The 20,438-nt window shown below is 33.4% G+C and carries 18 protein-coding genes, 1 tRNA gene, 2 other RNA genes and 3 pseudogenes; 11 read left to right on the forward strand and 13 right to left on the reverse strand.

Annotation, left to right across the window (positions count from 1 at the left end; translation table 11 throughout):
• Positions 1-48: 48 nt before the first annotated feature.
• Positions 49-1,479 (reverse strand): collagenase, encoded by a 1,431-nt coding sequence (locus tag BA053_RS01385; RefSeq protein WP_245611059.1) that lies wholly within the window; start codon positions 1,477-1,479, stop codon positions 49-51.
• A gap of 250 nt (positions 1,480-1,729) precedes the next feature.
• On the opposite strand from BA053_RS01385, the gene BA053_RS01390 reads away from it, so the two are divergent.
• The 3 genes and pseudogenes from BA053_RS01390 to BA053_RS01400 all read left to right on the forward strand — a co-directional run bounded on the left by BA053_RS01390 (position 1,730) and on the right by BA053_RS01400 (position 4,620).
• Positions 1,730-1,802 (forward strand) — tRNA-Val (locus BA053_RS01390).
• Between the two features lie 26 nt (positions 1,803-1,828).
• A complete protein-coding gene (locus BA053_RS01395; RefSeq protein ID WP_065094995.1) occupies positions 1,829-2,725 on the forward strand; it encodes a cation diffusion facilitator family transporter in 897 nt (298 codons plus the stop codon).
• A 52-nt stretch (positions 2,726-2,777) separates the two neighbouring features.
• A pseudogene (locus BA053_RS01400) lies at positions 2,778-4,620 on the forward strand (hypothetical protein).
• On the opposite strand, the gene plsY reads toward BA053_RS01400, so the two are convergent.
• The 6 genes from plsY to recA form a co-directional block, all read right to left on the reverse strand.
• Positions 4,611-5,186, reverse strand: coding sequence for a glycerol-3-phosphate 1-O-acyltransferase PlsY (gene plsY, locus BA053_RS01405; RefSeq protein ID WP_065094996.1), 576 nt, complete (start codon positions 5,184-5,186; stop codon positions 4,611-4,613). The pseudogene BA053_RS01400 and the gene plsY sit on opposite strands and share 10 nt — an antisense overlap.
• Positions 5,187-5,333: 147 nt before the next feature.
• Positions 5,334-6,800, reverse strand: a complete 1,467-nt coding sequence (locus BA053_RS01410) for an alanine/glycine:cation symporter family protein (RefSeq protein WP_065094997.1) — start codon at positions 6,798-6,800, stop codon at positions 5,334-5,336.
• A 1-nt stretch (position 6,801) separates the two neighbouring features.
• Complete coding sequence (locus BA053_RS01415; RefSeq protein WP_065094998.1) at positions 6,802-8,145, reverse strand: alanine/glycine:cation symporter family protein; 1,344 nt, start codon at positions 8,143-8,145, stop codon at positions 6,802-6,804.
• A gap of 22 nt (positions 8,146-8,167) precedes the next feature.
• Positions 8,168-8,938, reverse strand: coding sequence for a CDP-alcohol phosphatidyltransferase family protein (locus BA053_RS01420; RefSeq protein ID WP_065094999.1), 771 nt, complete (start codon positions 8,936-8,938; stop codon positions 8,168-8,170).
• A complete protein-coding gene (locus tag BA053_RS01425) occupies positions 8,935-9,627 on the reverse strand; it encodes a phosphatidylserine decarboxylase (protein ID WP_065095000.1) in 693 nt (230 codons plus the stop codon). Before BA053_RS01425 ends, BA053_RS01420 begins: the two co-directional genes overlap by 4 nt.
• Before the next feature lie 187 nt (positions 9,628-9,814).
• A complete protein-coding gene (gene recA / locus BA053_RS01430; protein WP_012673345.1) occupies positions 9,815-10,882 on the reverse strand; it encodes a recombinase RecA in 1,068 nt (355 codons plus the stop codon).
• A gap of 725 nt (positions 10,883-11,607) precedes the next feature.
• On the opposite strand from recA, the gene BA053_RS07790 reads away from it, so the two are divergent.
• Positions 11,608-12,342, forward strand: coding sequence for a molecular chaperone DnaJ (locus BA053_RS07790; RefSeq protein WP_245611011.1), 735 nt, complete (start codon positions 11,608-11,610; stop codon positions 12,340-12,342).
• Here BA053_RS07790 and BA053_RS01440 read toward each other — a convergent pair.
• Both BA053_RS01440 and BA053_RS01445 read right to left on the reverse strand, forming a co-directional pair.
• Positions 12,327-13,627, reverse strand: a pseudogene (locus BA053_RS01440) (bifunctional folylpolyglutamate synthase/dihydrofolate synthase). The gene BA053_RS07790 and the pseudogene BA053_RS01440 overlap by 16 nt on opposite strands.
• Entirely contained in the window at positions 13,624-14,214 is a 591-nt protein-coding gene (locus tag BA053_RS01445; protein ID WP_010963011.1) for an MlaC/ttg2D family ABC transporter substrate-binding protein, read from the reverse strand. Before BA053_RS01445 ends, BA053_RS01440 begins: the two are co-directional and overlap by 4 nt.
• Before the next feature lie 116 nt (positions 14,215-14,330).
• Between BA053_RS01445 and ssrS the strand changes: the two genes are divergently transcribed.
• From ssrS to BA053_RS01460, 3 genes are all read left to right on the forward strand, one after another.
• A non-coding RNA gene (gene ssrS / locus BA053_RS01450) (6S RNA) lies at positions 14,331-14,491 on the forward strand.
• 19 nt (positions 14,492-14,510) lie between these two features.
• The gene (locus tag BA053_RS01455) at positions 14,511-14,972 is read left to right on the forward strand and encodes a type II toxin-antitoxin system RatA family toxin (protein ID WP_010963012.1); all 462 of its coding nucleotides are present in this window, start codon (positions 14,511-14,513) and stop codon (positions 14,970-14,972) included.
• A 54-nt stretch (positions 14,973-15,026) separates the two neighbouring features.
• The gene (locus BA053_RS01460) at positions 15,027-15,731 is read left to right on the forward strand and encodes a DsbA family protein (protein WP_038199341.1); all 705 of its coding nucleotides are present in this window, start codon (positions 15,027-15,029) and stop codon (positions 15,729-15,731) included.
• 29 nt (positions 15,732-15,760) lie between these two features.
• On the opposite strand, the gene BA053_RS01465 is transcribed toward BA053_RS01460, so the two are convergent.
• Complete coding sequence (locus BA053_RS01465) at positions 15,761-16,039, reverse strand: DUF2671 domain-containing protein (protein WP_006279425.1); 279 nt, start codon at positions 16,037-16,039, stop codon at positions 15,761-15,763.
• 250 nt (positions 16,040-16,289) lie between these two features.
• Here BA053_RS01465 and BA053_RS01470 point away from each other — a divergent pair, with 250 nt between their 5' ends.
• On the forward strand, positions 16,290-16,937 hold the full coding sequence (locus BA053_RS01470) for an O-methyltransferase (protein ID WP_010081993.1): 648 nt from the start codon (positions 16,290-16,292) through the stop codon (positions 16,935-16,937).
• A 1-nt stretch (position 16,938) separates the two neighbouring features.
• Here the strand turns inward: BA053_RS01470 and BA053_RS01475 are convergent, their stop codons facing one another.
• Positions 16,939-17,592 carry a glutathione S-transferase family protein gene (locus BA053_RS01475; RefSeq protein WP_065094500.1) on the reverse strand — a complete coding sequence of 218 codons (654 nt, stop codon included), beginning with the start codon at positions 17,590-17,592 and terminating at the stop codon, positions 16,939-16,941.
• 107 nt (positions 17,593-17,699) lie between these two features.
• Positions 17,700-17,915, reverse strand: a pseudogene (locus BA053_RS08680) (WPE palindromic element domain-containing protein); the annotation flags it as partial.
• 112 nt (positions 17,916-18,027) lie between these two features.
• Here BA053_RS08680 and ffs point away from each other — a divergent pair.
• The 3 genes from ffs (at position 18,028) to BA053_RS01495 (ending at position 20,080) form a co-directional block, all read left to right on the forward strand.
• Positions 18,028-18,127: signal recognition particle sRNA small type (gene ffs / locus BA053_RS01485), an RNA gene on the forward strand.
• A gap of 15 nt (positions 18,128-18,142) precedes the next feature.
• Positions 18,143-19,744 (forward strand): DNA polymerase III subunit gamma/tau, encoded by a 1,602-nt coding sequence (gene dnaX, locus BA053_RS01490; protein ID WP_065106678.1) that lies wholly within the window; start codon positions 18,143-18,145, stop codon positions 19,742-19,744.
• A gap of 21 nt (positions 19,745-19,765) precedes the next feature.
• Complete coding sequence (locus BA053_RS01495) at positions 19,766-20,080, forward strand: YbaB/EbfC family nucleoid-associated protein (RefSeq protein WP_065094503.1); 315 nt, start codon at positions 19,766-19,768, stop codon at positions 20,078-20,080.
• A gap of 75 nt (positions 20,081-20,155) precedes the next feature.
• Here BA053_RS01495 and BA053_RS07130 read toward each other — a convergent pair whose 3' ends face one another.
• Complete coding sequence (locus BA053_RS07130) at positions 20,156-20,365, reverse strand: hypothetical protein (RefSeq protein ID WP_156517985.1); 210 nt, start codon at positions 20,363-20,365, stop codon at positions 20,156-20,158.
• Positions 20,366-20,438: the final 73 nt, after the last annotated feature.

A 20,438-nucleotide genomic window follows, 5' to 3' on the forward strand; every position in this document is an offset into this window, starting at 1 on the left:
TGTTGGATACTTTTTTCTCATCTTTACCCCGTACTAAAATTTCAGATATTATAGCCTTTTACTTGTTTCCGGACAACCTCTCAAGTTTGAATCGATATTGACCAGCTCTCCTAATATTTTTGCTGCCTGAGGATTATTTTCAATCTCATCAACTGCTTTGTTTTTTAGTTGATCAAACTTTAAAAATGCTGGTCTGTATTTTGTATTTTCCTCATTACGTAACTCTTCAATAGTAATCTCTCCTTTATGATATTTTTGATACATTTCACCACGTTCTTTATTCAAATTATCAAATTCATCTACCTGATTCTTAATCTCTGTATCATATTTTGATAATATCCTGAAAGCCTGATCTTTATACTCTTGACTGTTTTGATATTCATTACCTTGTTGGTCAGAGTAAGTTAGTTTATCCTGTCCATCGGAAGTTTTTACTACCTTGAGGAAATGATATTCCTTTGATATATCAAGTTTATCATTTGTTGCCCTATTTATAGCACGAGCAACATTATGAAATGCAACGTGTTCTACAGGAGAAAAACTTCCAACGTTTTCTCCATCCATTTTTTCTATATTTGCTTTATAGTAGGATACGTTTTTAATTTCTCCACCCACTATTTCCTGACCAGTTGCTATAAAATCTCCTTTTGTAACTTGCAAAGCGTTGAGATGTTCCATTGCAGTTTCTGTATCATTCTCAGCAAGCCAACTTTTGAAGTCAGCATCATGTCCTTTTATGTCTTTCAAGAAATTTTTTGACTCATCTGAGTTACCTTTACGTACAGCATCTAGGTAGTCTCTTAATAAACTAGGATCTTTTTCCTGTAAGTACATTATCAACGCATGACCTGTTTTATAAACCAGGCTATTTGCTTCGCTGTCCTTTGAGTATTCTAAACTTAAAATTTTATCTAAATCCAGATTTGCAGCTTCAGTTTTGTCGATACTTGATCCTTGAGAATTGAATTTATGATCTGAATGATGCTCAAAGTAGTCTGCAATTCCTTCCATTAATACTGTAGGTAAAGATTTGCCTCCTGTAGCCAAGTAAGTTAAACCATGTGCAAATTCATGCTGAAGATTATGAACGCCACCTTGTTGGTAGACGTACATTTCAGCAAAAACATCAGCTTTCCCTTTGTAGTAACATTTACCACCTTCGTCTCCAAGGTAAGAACCGAAACGCTCGCTTCCGCCAAGGTGAGTGTAATCATCCTTGTCATCAAACATGTAAATTTTAAATGTTTGTTCTGAACTGCCGCGTTCTAACTCGAATGCGTTTTTAAAATTAGTAGCTGTTTCTCTTATCTCACTTTCAATGTTAGCAACTTTACTTGCTCTTAAATTGTGAGAATAAACCTCTACTTTAATATTTAAATCTTCAACTTCTATAACATGTGGCGAATTAAACCCTTTGCCGTTATTGTTGAAATATTCTGCTTTAGTTATATTTTTATTTACTTGTTGACTAATTGTCATAATTTTAACCTCTAATTTGCTGATCTTTCAATATCAAGCATAAAGTAATTTCCCTAAAAAAAACGTAAATCCCTGTATTAATATAATTTATATCTTAATAAATAAAGTATAGATAGTTAACTTAATATGTAAAATTTAGAATGTGGCTGAAATTCTATACAGCTATATTCCGGAATCACATTGGACAAGGACAAAAGCAAAGTGGTTTATTGACTTTCATTCCACCAAAGCACTATACTAAAACCACGATGGGTAATTAGCTCAGTTGGTAGAGCACTTGCTTGACGTGCAAGCGGTCGCTGGTTCGAACCCAGTGTTACCCACGTTTTTGTTTATGAAAAGATTTTATATGACAGCAGTGCATAACGGTAAACACTCAGCAGCGCAGTCCAAGCGCTTAATCTATTCCATAATAATAGTTGCGATAACAATGTTTATGGAAATAGTAGGTGGAATAATTTCACATTCGCTTGCTCTATTATCAGATGCAGGGCATATGCTCACTGACCTCTTTGCCTTGGTTTTAAGCTGGTTAGCACATAGGTTTTCAGCTAAGAAATCCGATTTGCAGAGATCATACGGATATCATCGGTTGCAGATAATTGCAGCATTTGTTAATGGTTTAACTCTATTCCTCATTGCAGTAATCATTATAATTGAGTCAATAAAAAGGTTTATTTTTCCAGTCAATGTTGAGTGGAAAGTAATGTTAATAATTGCTACACTCGGTCTTGTCTCTAACATAATAGTCTTTTTTATATTACATAGTAAATGCGAGAGCAATATAAACATAAAAAGTGCTGTACTGCACGTTATAGGAGATATCTTAGGTTCTGTAGCTGCTATACTTGCATCCATAATTATTATGCTTACTGGATGGCAAATAGTAGATCCTATTCTGTCAGTACTTGTTAGTGTAATAATTTTAAATAGTGGCTACAAAATTCTAAAGAATTCTTGCCATATACTTCTTGAAGGTACACCTGAAGGCATATCAACTGAAGAAATAAAAAGTAAAATTGTATCTAAGCTACCTGAAGTGATAGATGTGCACCACATACATGCATGGTCGCTGTCTGATAATTATTTTATAATTACCATGCATGCTAAAATAAAGCAAAATGTGCAGCACACCAATGTTTTATATGAAATAAAAAAAATATTGCTAGATAAGTTCGAGATAGCACACTCTACAGTCGAGATCGAATACGATGAGTGTGCGGATAATAAGATACTTAAACATTGACGTTTTAAATTATTATGCTATTACTAGAGTGTAATGATGTTGAAGGTAAGCTATGATAGGTATTTCTCAAATACAATTTCCTTCAAAGGATTCTAGTAAGCTAAAATTTGTTAGCTACTTTGGAGCTTTTGTCTCGTTAAGCATTATCACTAATCCTGTTAATGTTCTTTTTTCTCTTGGTAGTATGTTCTTCAGGTCTGAAATTAAAACTCTTTATATCTACAAAGAAATAAAAACGGCAAAACAGCAAAAAATGAGCAAAAGGGAATATTGGGAAATATTTTTTAAAAACAATACAATCAAGGTAGCAGCCTTCCTCTTGTTTTCTGCTTTCATAACATATCTAGCTTTCTCTACCACTTTCTTGCTTATTTCGTTACTGGGAACTATACCACTTACAATGCTATTAATTTTATTGCAGAGTGAACTAAGGCCAAAAGATTTTAACCCATTTACGCTGCTTAAAGCTTCTATAAATTTCTTTTTGGAAGGTATAAAAGAGAATTTACGTGGTATGGTTAATAGTTTTGATGTTAAGCTCGAGCATTTGCTTCCTCATAAGTTAAATGATGATATCATTAAAAATATTGATAAATTAAAAGATAAGTATGGTGAAGAAGTATCCAAAGACGTTATTAATGATAGGGAATTCAAGCAATTTATTGAATATATAAATGATTTATATGAACTTAATTATCGTCAATTTAGTGATGAAGATAAAGGAAGAGTAATTGCATTTTTAAATGACTTTTGCAAAGATGATCAAAAGCATAGCTCCGGCTTTACAGGTGGACGGATTTTACTTTTAGTTCTGAAAGCCTGCAATGATGGAGACAGAGAAGCTGTAAAAAATAAAAAAGACGCGTTAATTACAAATTTGCTTGATAGCCAAACTTTCTCTAGAAAAGAGCGAATTCCTAACACTTGCTTCACCGGTATTATCTATAGAATGTTAAGCACGCTAGAGGGTATTCATCCTGATCCAGAAATTAGATTTACTCCTCCAAGGCAAATATTACTTTCAGAAGCACAAAATGAAGCACGTGAGTTTATGTTAGACAGGTTAAAAAACAAGAAAAACAATAAAGAAATTTTTAAGGCTTGGTATGACGTTCAAAATGGTTATGAAGACGATGAAAATCAGAAGGTAGTCGGTGATTTTATTTCAGAAGTAAGTATTCCTTTAATGAGAAAATTATTGAGTATTACTTCTCAATATAGTGAACAAATTGTGCTGACGTTAATGAAAAATATTAGCTCTATAAAGTTAAATAAATTACAATGTTGTGAGCTGGTTCAGCACATGAGAAATAAACTGCAGGAGCATGATTTAGATGACCAAGAAAGTTTACTCGAAAACATCGGAAAAAAAGTATTCTTAGAGCTATTAAATCGAGATCTACTCGAGACAGATTTTTCTCTCAAGGATTCATCTTTGGATGGAGCTAAGAGAATAGCTAATAAGATAATAGAAGAAGAAGTAGCAGAATTTAAATTAAAGGCTGAGAAGACTATTGAAGGTCAGATAATTAGCATGTTAGATGGGTTAAGAATGCTCCCAAGAGAAAAAAGATGTTATAGGGTATATGTAGAACTCAGTAAAAATAACGAAAATTTTGCAAGAAAGGTTAAAAGTAACAAAAGCAGCAATGGATGAAATGTTAAAAAAAGGAGCTTCACATAAGCTAGAGTTAGAAATTGAAAGTGTATATGAAGGAAATAAAGATCACGTTACTCAACTTTATGAAAAAATAAGAGAAACAAAAAAGGAATTCATTGAAGATGGTCTTTTAACACCTCAAGAAGTAGAGAATATAACAAAAGCAAAAATCATACCGTCAAGCAATTTGTCTCGTAGTTTAAGTGTCAATAATTTGGCAGTACATTATCTATAAAATTTATACTCTTTACCTTGCAGAAGATTCACAATATTTCTGTGGTGTTTTAGGAAGACCAGTGCTCCTATAATTAGTAATGTTAAGAACAAATTCCTCTGAAAAAAAAAGGACCATGCTACAGCCGTTGAAGTAGCACTGAGTGAAGCAAGGGAAGAGTATCTAAAGGCAAGAAAGACTATTATCCAAATTATTACGAATACTAAAGTAATATCGATGTTAAATGCTATCAGTATCCCTAGAGTGGTTGCAACACCCTTTCCTCCACTGAATTTTAGCCAAATAGGAAATATGTGTCCTAAAACTGCTAAAATTGCAGATACATATATATAAAAATCGTTATTATCACAAAATTGTTGTGCTATATAAACGGCAATAAATCCCTTAAAGGAATCCAGAAATAATGCCAAAGCAGCAAGAAATTTATTTCCCGTCCTTGCAACGTTTGTAGCACCAATGTTTCCTGAACCTACTTCTCTTAAGTTTATCCCTTTTATTCTTGTAATGATTAAGCTAAACGGTATTGAACCGAGTATGTAGGATAGTGTAAGGACTATAACTAACACAGGTAAAATTTACTGATTAATAATCGCAAAATTTCGTCATCCCGCTGCTTGTTAGCGGGATCTATGCTGAGATACCGCGAATAAATCGCGGTATGACGTAGGGAAATCTTACTTATTATAGCTATACCTCTCCGCATATGCCAAAATTTAATTAATTTTATTATTCCTCAGCCTTTTTAGGTAGCACTGAACTTCGTCGTTAATCTGATTGCTAAACAGTATAAGCGCTGTCATATTGATGAGAGCTAAACAAGAGAACAAAGTTCCACCGATATTGGCAATAGCCATTATATCTTTAGAAAGACCAGAGAAAAACGCCACAATTATTACCGCTATGCGGTATATCACTATACTTTTTGCACCAAACAAATATAACCACCCCATTTCACAACAATATACAAATGAAATTACCGAAGAAAATGCAAACAAAGGTGCAGCTATGGTTAAAAGTATAGGAAACCATGGAGAAACTGTCTCAAATGCCTTTTGAGTAATTAATATTCCCTCACCAACACCTGTTTGGTATGCACCTGTTATTACTATCGTTATTCCAGTTAAACAGCAAATGAGCATTGTATCAAAACACGGCTCTATCATTGCAACAAGCCCTGTTCTTACTGGTTCTTCATCTTTAGTTGTTGCATGAGTAATTGAAGCAGAACCAACACCCGCTTCGCTGGCAAAGATTGCCCTTTGAATTCCAGCAACAAATGCTCCTACCATCCCTCCGCCAACAGCATTGAAATCTATCATAGTGGAAAATAATATTTTCAACGTATAACCAAGGTTATGAATATTAAATGCAATAATAATAATACAACTAAAGATATATATAAGTGACATAATAGGCACTAGTGCAGAAGATACTCTAGCTATCCTTTTAATTCCACCAATAATCACTAGAGCAAGCAGCGCAGAGATTATGGAAGAAAGAAACCAAGAGTGACCATCTACCCAACTTGAATAGCCAGATAATATGGAAACCATTTGGTTGGTTTGAAACGCTACACTTCCACCAAGACCTGATAATACAAAGAATACTGCATACATGGCAGCCAGCACAATACCAAGTTTTTTAAATCCAAATTCCTCCAGACCATTCCTTATATACTGAAAGGGACCACTAAACAATTGGTCCTGATCTTCTGTTCTATGTCTAAACGCCAACGTTACCTCAGCAAATTTTGCTGACATACCAAAAAAACCTGTAATCATCATCCAAGGCACCGCTCCTGGCCCTCCCATTGAAACTGCAATTGCGACTCCAGCAACAGTTCCAAGGCCTACTGTGCTTGAAAGTGCAGTCATAAATGCCTGAAAATGCGTAATATGACCATCATGGTGATTCGTGTCATATTTTCCACATAAAATAGCAAATGCATGCTTAAACATTCTTATGTTGAGAAATCCAAAACGTAATGTTAGAAACACATAACCAAAAACTAGTAGAAGGATTATAAATGGCACGTAAAGGATCTTGAAAAACAGTACTTCATTCATGAAATTATTTATTCCGTTCAACACAGCATCATAACTTTCGTAAAAACCTGAAGCAGCATACACATCATTAAACAATAGGCAAAATAACACCATACAAAGCAATCTATAAATCATGTTAATACCCTTTAGAATTGTAATAAGAATCTATTGTATTCAAAACTTCCCTTCTTAGTAGATATATTGCAACAGCATTTGGAATCATAAGGCACATAAACAAACTGTCACCTAGATAAGATATAAATTCTATATTCTTTGACATACAACTGATATACACTGAAACCACTATAAGAATTTGGAACAGTATCAGTATTTTTTTATTACCAAATAAGTACAGCAAAGCAACTTCACAGTAGTAACAATAAGCTATTATTGTGGAAAATGCAAAGGAAAACATCATTAGCGGAAAAACTAACTTGCTAAACAAGGGCAAAGCTGTTGAAAATACCGAACTAATTAGTGTAATATCACCCACGTTATCAGTACTGTGCATACCAGTGATAATTATCACGATACCAGTCAAAAATGAGATTAATATTGTGTCTATAAGTGGTGCAATCATTGCAACGCACCCAACTTTAATTGGATCTTCTTCTTTTACAGTTGAATGTGCTATAGCTGCTGTTCCGGTACCTGCTTCGTTAGCAAACACTGATCTCCTTACTCCTGCTATTAATCCGCTCAATACTCCGCTTCCTATAGCTGATTTATTAAAGATGTCTTGAAATATTATAGATAAAGCATTCAGCAAATTACTTCCATTTACATAAATTAAATATATACACATACAAACATATAGCACTATCATAATTGGTGCTAAGCTCGTTGAAACGAAAGCAATGCGCTTTATTCCTCCCAATATTACAATAAAGACAAGCAGGGATATAATAATGGATGCGTTATATTCTAGGAGGTTATTTGATAGTGCTGCTATTTGATTTGCTTGAAATGGTATGCCGCCCAAAATCATTGCAATAAGTAGCATAATCGCATAAGTGAAGGCAAGAAATCTACCAGTTTTTGCAAATCCAATCTTTGCAAGCCCGTATTCCATGTAATAAAAAGCACCACCAGTTGTATTTTCAGAGCGATAAGTGAATGCAAGCACCACCTCGGCAAACTTTATCGACATAGCAAGTATTCCGGTAATTACCATCCAAAAAACTGCACTTGGACCTCCTATTGTGATAGCTATTGCAACTCCTGATATTGTTCCAAGACCAACTGTTCCTGAAATTACTGTTGCAAACGCTTGAATATGAGTGATTATGCCATTGTTGCTGTTATTACACTTTAGATTGAATAGCGTCTGTATTCCATATTTAAGTAACCTAAAGTTAATGAATTTGAACTGGGCAGTACAAAAGATTCCAGTTGCAATTACCCAAATAATTATAAATGGAATGTTGAATATCTTTATATACAGAAATGAATTTAATAGTTCACTTATCTTCAAAATCATGCAGTTTTCTATTTTTTGTTAGCTAACGAGTTTTATATGTAAAATATATATAAAAACCAATGCTTATTGGAATAGTAAGCGTATACACTATACCTAAAATTGGTAGAGTCATCCAGGGCTTACTGATGAAAAATACAATAAGTACTCCAAAAAATGACACAAATATATAGGATAGGCTTTTGGGAATATAAATATATTTTGCGGAGAAAGTTGGAATGTGACTTATCGAAAAAAATGAAATGGCCAAAAAGTAATAAGCTACGTTTCTTGTGTTAAAAAATCGCTCTATGAGAAGTAAGTATTCACTCTCATGAGATTGAAAGGTAATAATTATTGGTAACAAAGAAAGTAAAGCACACACTGGAGCTGGAACACCAGAAAAGAAAAATTTTTCCCAATGTGATTGTTCTGAGTGTAGCGAAACATTGAATCTTGCAAGTCTTATTGATATGCAGATTACGTATATCATTACTAAAATCCAACCTATGACTTTGATTTCGTTTAGCTTCCAAAAATACAAAAGAAATGCAGGCGCTGCACCAAAATTTAGAAAATCTGCAAAAGAATCAAGCTGGGCTCCAAAATCGCTAGTTGATTTTAGAATTCTAGCTATTCTGCCATCCATTCCATCTATTATTGCTGCAATGATGATAAAAATTACTGAGAATTCCCATTGTTCATTAAATGTAAATTTAAGTGAAGTGAGACCAGAACATAAACCCAATAAAGTTATAAAGTTTGGGAATAATTTAGTAATAGGTAAGAATCTACTGTTACTTCCATCGTTATTCATATAACGTCAAAAGTAAGCTTCTCTTGAGCGTTTTCCTTATTTAAGTTTGCTATAATTGTTTCACCACCAATAACAGTTTGCCCTTCTGAAACTCTTACTTCTATATCAGCAGGAACATAAATATTTACTCTACTGCCAAATCTTATAATTCCAAACCTTTCACCTGTTTTTACGTTCTGGGATACTCCTAAATTACAAACGATACGACGTGCAATTAATCCAGCTATTTGCTCCACAATAATTTCTTTTCCCTTTTCGTATTCAATCACAATAACCTGCTTTTCATTTTCATTACTAGACCTATTGCTCATTGCGGATACAAACTTGCCTTTTTTATAACTCATTTCCTTTATCGTACCAGATATTGGTATACGGTTCACATGGACGTTCAAAACACTTAAAAATATGCTAACAAGCGTAAACTTCTTCTCTTCTCCATTTTCTGCCGATAAAGGATAATTAACTTCTTCAATTTTTGAAATCACACCATCAGCAGGACTTAATATAAGATCCTTATTGTTTGGCACAACTCTTGCTGGATCACGAAAGAAATAAGTACACAATAATGTCGGGAACAAGCACGTAACACCAAACCCCCAAGATATAGAGAATGCTATACACGTTACTATAAAGGAAACTACTATAAATGAGTAACCTTCCCTGTTTATATTAGGTAAACTAAAACACATAATCTTATTCACAATAACCTATTGTTAACAATTTATCATTTATAATTTCTCATGAAAAGCTTTTTTTAACTGCTTCAGCAAAGTCTTTTTGATACAAGGTAACATTACAGATTGTTATATTAGCACATAGAATTACCGTCATACTGTAACAACCCGTCCAACACAAAATCTAATGCCTAAGTTTAGATCAGAAAACTGATTCTTCTAAAAGTTGCTCACTATCCTCGTCTATTATGATAGAATTATCATGATTTCTGAGTAAATCTCTGATTTTCGTTTCTATTTCATTTGCGACTTCTTTGTTTGTTTTTAGGTAAGTTTTTACATTCTCTCTTCCTTGCCCAAGACGTGTGTTGTTATATGAATAGTAAGCGCCTGCTTTTTCAAGCACACCAAGCTTTGCTCCCATATCTATTATTTCTCCGAGTTTTGATATACCTTCATTGTACATTATATCAAATTTCGCTTCTCTAAATGGAGGAGCAACTTTATTTTTTACAACTTTAACTCTTGTTTCATTGCCTGTAATATTTTCTTTGTCTTTTATTACACCAATTTTTCTTATATCAAGCCTTACAGAAGTATAGAATTTTAATGCATTTCCACCCGTGGTAGTTTCAGGATTTCCATACACTACTCCTATTTTCATACGAATTTGATTAATAAATATCAATATACAGTTCGCTTTTGAAACGGCAGAGGTTAGCTTTCGTAGCCCGTGACTTAGAAGCCTTGCTTGCAGCCCCATATGTTGATCACCCATATCACCTTCAATTTCAGCTCTTGGAGTTAATGCTGCGACAGAGTCAATAACTATCACATCAACCGCACCAGAACACACTAAATACTCAACAATATGCAACGCCTGCTCTCCAGTGTCTGGTTGTGAAATCACTAAATCATCAGTGCTTACCCCAAGTTTACGAGCATATAAGACATCCAATGCATGTTCTGCATCGATAAATGCGCATGATCCTCCTTTTTTTTGTGCTTCAGCAATCACGTGCAAGGCAAGAGTGGTTTTACCAGAACTCTCGGGGCCAAATATTTCAATTATACGCCCTTTTGGCAGACCTCCAACACCTAGAGCCGAATCAAGCGCAATTGATCCTGTGGATATTGTGTCTATTTTTTCTACAGGGTTTTGCTTCAACTTCATTATTGCACCTTTACCGAATGCTTTTTCAATCTGGCTTATTGCGTTATCTAGCGCTTTTTGTTTATCACTATTTCTTTCTTCTGGGTTACTTGCCATAGATCATTTATTAATTTATATAATTCTCTATGATAATCAAACGCGAATAACCTGCCAAGGTTTTTCTAGTATTTATGTATTATTTCAATGAAAAATATTAACGTTTTCATAAAGCAGATATTTGTTTGCCTTCGTTAGTAACACACTATACTTTAGTGTACGAACGTTGCAATTTGCAGCATAGCAGGTGGTGTCATCCAAGTAGCCAACACTGAAATGACTAAATTCGAAATGGCTACATGAATTTATTGTAAATTACTACCGTATAAGGTGCGATGCAACAAAGCCATTCCAGTGTCAGCTACTTGAATGACACCTCTTAGATGGGTCAGCTACTCAGATCTGCCATGAAAACTGCAACCCTAAATGTTGGAGCACTGTCGTACACTAAGCGCTGTAATGACAATTTTAGTCGCTTCATACACTTATCATGCTAGTCATAACAGAAATAATTTTTACCAAAGATATTTATGAAATAATTGACATAATTTGGAAATATGTATATTATAGAACATTAATAGTTAGTTAATTTGTAGGTGTTATATGGGCTATAAGCTAAGAACAAGAGAGTATGATTATAATGAAAGTTTATTTAAAGAGCTAGGCATTGAAACGCAAGAAGTAGAGGGGCGTAACTTTTTAGAGATATCTATATAATAACAAAAAAGTATAGAGAGTTAGCAAGAAAATCTCACTCAGATAAAACAGGAGGAAGCAATGAAAAAATGCAAGCCATTAATGAATATAAGGCAGGACTTTTAAAATATACTAAGCCATTAAGCAATGGGAAAAATTTAATAATTGTTGAGGAAGAGCAAAGATATGTGCAATTAGCTTCACAAGGCCAGAATGATAAGCACATAAAATGTTTCATTATTTTTGGATTAGTAAACCTATTACTACTCATTTCATCATTAGTGTCGTATCTCTACTTAGGATTTAGGTTATTTAAGACTGCTAATTTTACCAATGCACCTGGTATTTTGTTTAGTGCTAGTCTAATAACAGCTGTTACAACTTTTTTCTTAACAACTTATCTTACTTTTTCTTTAGTTAAAAAAATTGTAGACCTGCAGAATACTCAACAAGAACAAGGCGAAAACTTAGATCAAGAAAAGCTAAAAGAGGAAATGTTTAAAAGCAGAAAATATAAATTTTTGACTTTCACTTCTCAATATTTATTTTATCTTCCTTGTATTTTGTTGGGTGCTGGTTTGACATTACAATATCAATCTAGTTGTGTAGACAGTAAAATACTCATTGGGTTTGCTGCGGTATTAGGGTGCATTTTATTATTACAGTTAGCAACTGAGATCTACGAGAGAAAGGTTGTAGATCTTGTGAAAACTGAAGGAAGGGGTACTGAACAAAGAGCACCTGTAGGAATATTAACCGAAAAGCCAAGCAGTACTATAGATCCTGATGGTGCTTTTAACACCTCAGCTCATGAAGTGGGTTGATTATTCTCCATACTCAAATCTCTAGCTAGGAACAATGAGCCACAGATTAGTATGGTTTTGACGTTTTGGATAGAGGCTTTTAATATGTGATTTGATATTGCATCGCCAATTGATTCACATTCAACTGCTTTTATTCCTATGTTATTGGCTTTTTCCCTAATCAAATTTGTATTTGTTGCTTTAGGTTCAGACTTAACACAAACCGCACATAGTAGCTTGATATATGGCTTTAAGTGCTCTAAGAACTCTTCCACATTTCTGTTACGAGTAACACAAAAACCATATAAATACCTTCAGCAAAATTATCTTTTACCCACTGAGATAGTACTCTAGCACCATCATTATTGTGCGCACCATCTAAAAATAATTGCCAATCTTTCGGTAGTAGGAAAATTAAATTACCTTCTTTTATAGACTCTAGCCGTGCAGGCCAATAAGTGCACTGTAAACCTGAAGTGATATCCTCTTCTCCAATATCAAATTCATACTTTCCACTTAAAATACTACATGCTGCAATAGCATTGCCTGCATTAATCACCTGATGATCACCCTTTAAAGATGGCAAAGGAAATTCTATTGATTGAATAGCTGATTGAAAAACCATTTTGTTGTTCTTTTTTTTGCAATTCCATTCAAGACCTCCTCTATACAAGGAAGATTTCTTATTTATTGCGTGGTGTTCTAGCGTGTTCACTATAGATTTTTCTTGCGGTGCTATTACGCAAGGAACATTAGGTTTCATTATTCCAGCCTTTTCATCTGCTATAATTTCTACAGTAGGGCCAAGATATTCTGTATGATCAAGTGCAATGGAAGTAATGATTGTTAAAATCGGATTATCTATAACATTTGTTGCATCAAGCCTTCCACCCATACCCACTTCAACTAAAGTTATATCGGCTTTATGACGAGAAAAAGCTAAAAAAGCTGCAATAGTTGCAGCTTCAAACAGAGTGATAGGTTGTTCTGCAATTACGGCACGGCATTCTTCTAACAAGCTATATAATTCATTATCGTCGATATAACTGCCTGCAATAACTATTCTTTCATTAAAATTCACCAAATGTGGAGAAGTGTATGCGTGTACCTTATACCCTGCTGCTTGCATTATATATCTTATAAATGCTAGTGTTGAGCCTTTCCCGTTAGTTCCAGATATATGAATTACGGGAGGCACTTTTTTCTCGGGGTTATCTAGTTTGCTAAGAAAGCCTTTTATGCGATCAAGAGAAAAATCATTCGGCCTGCTACCAAGTGGCTTAGGCCAATGAGGCATATATATCATGGATTGTTATTGCATTTTAATTCAGCTATAACGCTTGCTATGCCATGCGTGTCGATTTTTTCACTAAATTGATAACGTTGATTAATAGCAATACTTATTCCACTCATTACAACATCACTTATCAAGAAAGAACTGTTATTTTTAGTAACTTTAAAATCAATATTTGTAAATTCTTCATCACCGTAAGAAAATCTTGTACCAATTAAGCAAGTTTCATCGTCAACTGCTTTTGTACTCATTATGATCATTTCACTATCATGCATGTATTTATATAAAATTTTAACGCACAAACGCGTAAGATACACTTCATACTCTCTTAAAAAATCTTCTTTTTCTTTTTGTTTAACTAAAGCCCAATGTTTTCCTATGACGAATTGCGATATTCCTTTGAGGTTAACATTGTTTTGAATGACCTCCTGAAGCTTTTTTTGCACACATTCCCGGTTTTTTTTATTCTCCTTTGTAGATATACCATCCACTTGTTGCTTCATAGTATGCACAAAAATTTTGTGATCTGTACAATTAGTGTAAGCACTTGAAGAAATTACAATAAAAACAATGATAGTTAAAACTTTAGTAATGTTCATAAGATATATTTATTAGCTATGATACTTAGAATGCAAAGTTTAATAAAGATTAAATAATAATCGCTAGCTTTAATATATCTATAGACACACCTTGTATAAATCATCTACAATTAATTAAGGGTCTGTTCTATGCGTTATGAGTTAAGTTAAATTTCCCGAGCGATAATTTCTAGTCAAGGGAATTGCCTCTGTTAATTTCGTTGAAATTGATACGCGATGCCCACCTTAACTTTAGTCTCAGGAATCTACTAAGGCTGACGGTAGATACGGATCCTATTTTGATTGGTTTAACATTTATGCTTCATCAATACAAAGAACAGGGTGTTTTCCTATGTTTGCCTAATGAAGTATTCCAAATTGTAATTGATGTTGAAAGGTATCCTGATTTTGTTCCTTGGTGCAAAGCCGTTTATATAAAAGAAAAAATTAACAACCAAATGGTTGTGGATCTCCTCGCAGCTTTTCATGGAATTAAAGGTAGATATACATCAGAAGTTACTTCTCTTTCTCCAAGTGGAACAAATGAAGGTTGGATAAAAGCTGTATCATCAAATGGAATATTTAAACATCTATACAATGAATGGCAATTCATTCCCATAGATGAAAATAAAACTATGGTAAAGTTTTATATAGAGTTTAAGTTTAAGTCCAACTCATTTTCCACTTTATTAAACTCAGTATATAAGTATACACAAAGTAAAATAATTGCTGCATTTAAAGATAGGGCTGAAAGCCTTGCTAAACAAAAGTTATCTTGACATTATTAATATAAATGTATAATTTTTTTTAGTAAGTTAAGTGTTTATATTGTAATGATTTTTAGACTATTGTTTTTATTAATTTTCATAAGTGTTAATTCTTATGCAGTTGTTAAGCAAGATTTATCCGATAACCAATACATTCAAAAAAAACCCAATGAAATAACATCAAATGAGCTATTATCGCCATTACCTAATGATAAATTATTAGGAGATCCAAAAGCACCAATTCTAATGATAGAATATGCTTCATTAACTTGTTATCACTGCTCTCTTTTTCATAGGAATGTTTTTCCTAAAATTAAAGAGAAATATATAGACACAGGTAAGATGTTATATATATTTCGTCATTTTCCTTTGGATTACAGAGGGCTAAAGGCTGCAATGCTAAGTCATTGCTACGAAAAACAAGAAGACTACTTTAATTTTAACAAAGCTGTTTTTAACTCAATAGATTCGTGGAATTACTACAATTTAAGTGATTTGACTTTACTACAAAGAATTGCTGCACTAAGCAACTTAAAGCAAGATGCATTTAACCAATGCATTAATGATAAGAAAATAATGGATAAAATCGTAAATGATAAATCACTGGCAATTAATAAACTTGGTATCACAGCCACTCCAATATTTTTCATCAAGCTTAACGATGATAAATCATATATAGAGCATAATAAAGTTAAACATGGAGGGTATAAAGAGCTGAAATACTTCACTAATGTGATAGATAAATTATATGGAAAAGCTATAGTGAAGTAATACCACTGTAGCTTACCATATAAAAGACTCTATGCTGAGTCATTGTTTTTCACTACTGTTTGTTGTTTTTTACGCTCAAACTCTCTTTTTTTACTGTGCCAAGTGTAGTAATACATAGCGATTTTATTCTCTATTAATACTATTGTCCCATCATAAAACTGAACCATATCCATAACTTTTCTCTGAGCTTCATCAAAACGTTCTTTATACTTTTCACGATAAGCTGGATTATGTAGTAACATAACCCCTTCATTCTTGTTAGATTTTTTGTTTAACGTTTCAACTTCACCAGCAATAGTATAAGACATATAACCCCCTCTAATTGATTATAAAAATTATATTTTAAAAAGAGAAATGCGCATAAACAATCCCTTTAATTCTAGCATAATAATCGACTGTTTATTATACTAGTTAACTATAGTACGATATATAATAATTTTTGTCACTTAAAATTTTATACTATGAAATAATAACTTAAAATAAATGTTTTTATTATTTTAAACTATATTATTATATTTATAAATTGTGTATGAATTAAGTCTCCCTAATTTATAATATATGCGTAATAATTTTAGTATAAAATTGTCATACATAAGAAATCTATTTGCAAAAGAATATAAAAAAATAGAAGAATATTGTATTCTTGAAAAAAAGCAACATATTCAAATTGGCCCTGAAGAAGGAAAGCTATTAAGTTTATTTATAAAAATCCAAAAAATCAAAAGTATTGTTGAGATTGGCACGTTATACGGTTACTCGTCGATTTGCATGGCAAAAGCTCTACTAAAAGACGGTCATATATATACAATAGAAAATAATCCTCAACACTCAAGAATAGCAAAAAAAAATTTTAGTGCTTTTAATCTAAGTGATAAAATTACTCTAATAGAAGGCGATGCACTGGAAAAAATTAATGAATTATCAGCAAAAGCACCATTTGACATGATATTTATTGATGCTGACAAAAGTAGTTATCCTAAGTATTTAGATTGGGCAGAGTCATACATTAAACAAGATGGGCTAATCGTTGCAGATAACACTCTACTGTTTAACACAGTATTTTTAGAATCGCCTCCAAAAGAAGTATCAGAAAAATCATGGCATGCCATGAGGGAGTTTAATAATAGATTATCAGATGAAAAAAAATATTTCTCTATATTGATTCCAACTGATGAAGGAATGACTGTAGCTTTAAAGCTAACATAAGTTAAAAATCAAGGTCAGCATAATGTTTAGGAGGGATTAAACCAGAAATCCTCTCTAATAATATCTCACGAAAACAAGGCTTTGATTTAACAATGGAGTACCATTCTTTTAAAATTTTACTTTTTTCCCATGGAAAACTACTTACATAATCCATTACGGAAATATGCGATGCTAAAGTAATATCAGCTAAAGTGAACTTATCAGTTGCAAGCCAAACGTTCTTGTTAATTAAGTGTTCGATGTATTCCATATGGCAAGGCAGGTTATGCTGAGCTGCATGAAGAAATCTAGAGTCAGGGCTGCGGTTAGTAATTACTTTTTCATTCATAATATACTTAGTAACTTCATTGTAAAATTTGTTATCGAACCAATTGATTAGAGCGCGTATTTTAGACTTAATAATAGTGGATGAACCAAGTAATTTGACGTCGCTATTGTAAGTCTCTTCTATATATTCACAAATGGCATTACTATCCGCTATTACAAAGTTATTATCTATTAACACTGGTACTTGCCCGGTTGGATTGATCTCCATAAATTCATTCCGCTTTTCCCACGGATTTTCATACACTAGATCACAGCCTAATTTTTTTTCTTTTAGAAAAGCTCTAACTTTTCGTGAAAATGGACAAAGAGGAAAATGATATAAAATCATAACACCTCTCCTTTGTCATCCCAGTACCTATAGGTTGTTATTCCAGTGCATGATACTGGCATCCAGCTTATTTCATTATGGACATTATTTTTAACATATACTCCTAGAATCCGTTGTACATTGCATAATTTGCAAATATTTTTATATCTGGATCCCAGTACAACTGTACGAACATTGTAGTTTGAGAGCAATTCCCACCGGAAGGGTGTCATTCCAGTGCTTGACACTGGAATCCAGTTCTTATTATACAACAGCCTGATGTATTCATTTAAAATTAAGTTTTCTGGATCCCAGTGTCTGGGCACTGGGATGACAGAAGAAGAGTATTTTGGGTAACAGTTATTTACTCCAAAGTAGCACTGCAAAAAATCTGACATATCAAATTATAAAACTAACATAGGATATACCTTGCTAAATAAAAAAAAAAGTATAATATTTTATAAGGTATGCAGGCAAAAACTCTGTAATTTGGTCAGATCAGAAATGAAGCAGCCATATCAGAACCTTTTTGGGTTGCATACCTATTTCATTATTTGTTTTATCCGAGGCTATGAATATAGCATTAAAACATCGTCCTAGTAGCTTTAAAGATCTAGTAGGTCAAGATATATTAGTGCGTGTATTAGAAAACGCTTTTATTTTAAACAAAATCCCACAATCTATACTGCTCTCTGGTAGTAGTGGAGTTGGTAAAACCACCACTGCAAGGATAATAGCTTTATGTTTGAATTGTTCCCTGGGGCCAATTTTTGAACCTTGCGGATCATGTGAAAATTGTCTAGCAATAAAAAATTCAAGCCATCCAGATGTAATTGAAATCGATGCAGCAAGTCACACTAGCATTGACGATATTAAAGTAATCCTGGGAGATATTTGCTATTCACCTATAAGCTCTAAATTCAAAGTCTACATTATAGATGAAGTACACATGTTATCCAGCAGTGCATTTAACGCATTACTTAAAACCCTAGAAGAGCCACCATCTAGTGTAAAATTCATTTTAGCAACTACGGAAATAAAAAAGATACCAATAACTATTATTGCACGTTGTCAAAGATTTGATTTACACAACATTCCTGTAGCTAAAATAGTGGAACGTTTAAATGATGTTGCACAAAAAGAGAGTTATTCCATTGAAAAGGGAGCATTAGAATTAATTGCACGACATTCTGGAAATTCAATGCGTAACGCCTTGTTTTTGATGAATCAAGCAGTGCTATATAGCAAAGATGGTGCAATATCCACTAAAAATGTGACAGACATACTTGGCCTAGTGGATAAAGATATTATATTCGATCTATTAGGAGCAATATTAGATGGTGATTTACAGAAAGCTCTATCAGTGTTTGACAAGGCGATAAAAACAGCAAACCCACTTAGTATTTTTGAAGGTCTATTGCAAACAATTCAGTTAGTATGCCGTCTTTTGATTACAAAAGAAATTGATAATGCAGTTACAACGCATGAAAAGAATAGGATAAAAGATTTAAGTATAAAGAGATCTTTAATATTTTTTTCGAGATTGTGGAAGATGTTGCTTAAAGGTATTCAAGATATAAAAGCTTCAACATGCAATGACGTTGCTGCTGAAATGATGTTAATTAGTCTTTGCTATCTCTCTGATCTACCTTCTCCAGAACAGGTGATCAAAAAAGTTCTTTCACAGAATGCAGAGCAAGGAAATAGACAGGGCAGACCTGTTGCACCTTCCCCCTCTGTCACCCAAGTAGCTGACTACTCGGATCCAAAAAAATATGTGGAAAGTAAACAACAACCCCACTCTGTCATCCCAGTGCGTGACACTGGGATCCATGTGGAAAATAAACAACAAAATTACGATTTTGATAAGATTTTGCAACTATTAAGGCGGAGTAACCAAATTTATCTTTACAAACAACTGTGTAGTAATCTACAATTAATAGATTGTAAACCTGGATATCTAAAATTAAAAGCTGTATCTAAGTTGGATAGTAATTTTTGCAATGATTTAAAAAATTACTTAAACCAGGTAACTCAGCAGGAGTGGGTTATTACAGTTGATACGGGTTATATAAACAGGGAAGTGAGTAATTTAAATTATGCACCTGCAGTTAAGTACATCCTTGACACGTTTAAAGGTGCAAAAGTAGTTAATATAGAAAATAAGGAGTAAGTTGTGGATCTTAGTCAAATAATGAAACAAATGCAAGAGATGCAAAAAAAGCTTGCAGAAGCTCAAGAAAAATATATTGGAAAAGAGTTTCAAGGTATTTCTGGTGGCGGCAAAGTTTCTGTATTAGTGGAAGTCATAAAAATAGGTAGCTATAAAGCTAAAAAGGTGAACATAGACTTAGAACTTATGAGAAATGAGGAAAAAGATATAGTAGAGGATTTAGTAACAGCAGCATTTAATGATGCCATTAAAAAAGCAGAAGAAGATATGGCAAATGCAACTCCTGATCTTGCAGGTATGATGGGTTTACCACCTGGGTTTAAACTTCCTTTTTGAATTTACTACTGAAGTTTCTTTTAGTGTAAGTATTTTTTTTCTAATACTAGACTTCTTTATATAATGCGCCTATAGCTAGCACAGCCCTATGTCATACCGCCGCGGTATCTCAGCCGCTAACAAGTAGCGGAATGATAGCAGTTCTACGTCATACCGTGATTCATTCCACAACTGTACAAACATTGCAATATGGCACGATATCACATAGTAAACGATGTCATTCCAGTGCTTGACACTGGAATCCAGCCTTGCCGTAATCTCATCAAGAACGTTGTGCTTTAACATAAAACGGCTACTTTTATGCTTACCAACTTAATAAAATTCCTGGATCCCAGTGTCAAGCACTGGGATGACAAGA

The sequence above is a fragment of the Wolbachia endosymbiont of Nomada ferruginata genome (assembly GCF_001675785.1).
Lineage (GTDB): Bacteria > Pseudomonadota > Alphaproteobacteria > Rickettsiales > Anaplasmataceae > Wolbachia > Wolbachia pipientis.

What these genes read in the sequence shown, in the direction of transcription:
- BA053_RS01425 (WP_065095000.1), bottom strand. Translation starts at nt 9,627, where the DNA reads ATGTGTTTTAGTTTACCTAATATAAACAGGGAAGGTTACTCATTTATA.
- BA053_RS01445 (WP_010963011.1), bottom strand. Translation starts at nt 14,214, where the DNA reads ATGAACATTACTAAAGTTTTAACTATCATTGTTTTTATTGTAATTTCT.
- BA053_RS01475 (WP_065094500.1), bottom strand. Translation starts at nt 17,592, where the DNA reads ATGATTTTATATCATTTTCCTCTTTGTCCATTTTCACGAAAAGTTAGA.
- BA053_RS01415 (WP_065094998.1), bottom strand. Translation starts at nt 8,145, where the DNA reads ATGATTTTGAAGATAAGTGAACTATTAAATTCATTTCTGTATATAAAG.
- BA053_RS01470 (WP_010081993.1), top strand. Translation starts at nt 16,290, where the DNA reads ATGCGTAATAATTTTAGTATAAAATTGTCATACATAAGAAATCTATTT.
- recA (WP_012673345.1), bottom strand. Translation starts at nt 10,882, where the DNA reads ATGGCAAGTAACCCAGAAGAAAGAAATAGTGATAAACAAAAAGCGCTA.
- BA053_RS07130 (WP_156517985.1), bottom strand. Translation starts at nt 20,365, where the DNA reads ATGTTAAAGCACAACGTTCTTGATGAGATTACGGCAAGGCTGGATTCC.
- BA053_RS01395 (WP_065094995.1), top strand. Translation starts at nt 1,829, where the DNA reads ATGACAGCAGTGCATAACGGTAAACACTCAGCAGCGCAGTCCAAGCGC.
- BA053_RS01460 (WP_038199341.1), top strand. Translation starts at nt 15,027, where the DNA reads ATGATTTTTAGACTATTGTTTTTATTAATTTTCATAAGTGTTAATTCT.
- BA053_RS07790 (WP_245611011.1), top strand. Translation starts at nt 11,608, where the DNA reads ATGCAAGCCATTAATGAATATAAGGCAGGACTTTTAAAATATACTAAG.
- BA053_RS01410 (WP_065094997.1), bottom strand. Translation starts at nt 6,800, where the DNA reads ATGATTTATAGATTGCTTTGTATGGTGTTATTTTGCCTATTGTTTAAT.
- dnaX (WP_065106678.1), top strand. Translation starts at nt 18,143, where the DNA reads ATGAATATAGCATTAAAACATCGTCCTAGTAGCTTTAAAGATCTAGTA.
- BA053_RS01455 (WP_010963012.1), top strand. Translation starts at nt 14,511, where the DNA reads ATGCTTCATCAATACAAAGAACAGGGTGTTTTCCTATGTTTGCCTAAT.
- BA053_RS01420 (WP_065094999.1), bottom strand. Translation starts at nt 8,938, where the DNA reads ATGAATAACGATGGAAGTAACAGTAGATTCTTACCTATTACTAAATTA.
- BA053_RS01385 (WP_245611059.1), bottom strand. Translation starts at nt 1,479, where the DNA reads ATGACAATTAGTCAACAAGTAAATAAAAATATAACTAAAGCAGAATAT.
- BA053_RS01465 (WP_006279425.1), bottom strand. Translation starts at nt 16,039, where the DNA reads ATGTCTTATACTATTGCTGGTGAAGTTGAAACGTTAAACAAAAAATCT.
- BA053_RS01495 (WP_065094503.1), top strand. Translation starts at nt 19,766, where the DNA reads ATGAAACAAATGCAAGAGATGCAAAAAAAGCTTGCAGAAGCTCAAGAA.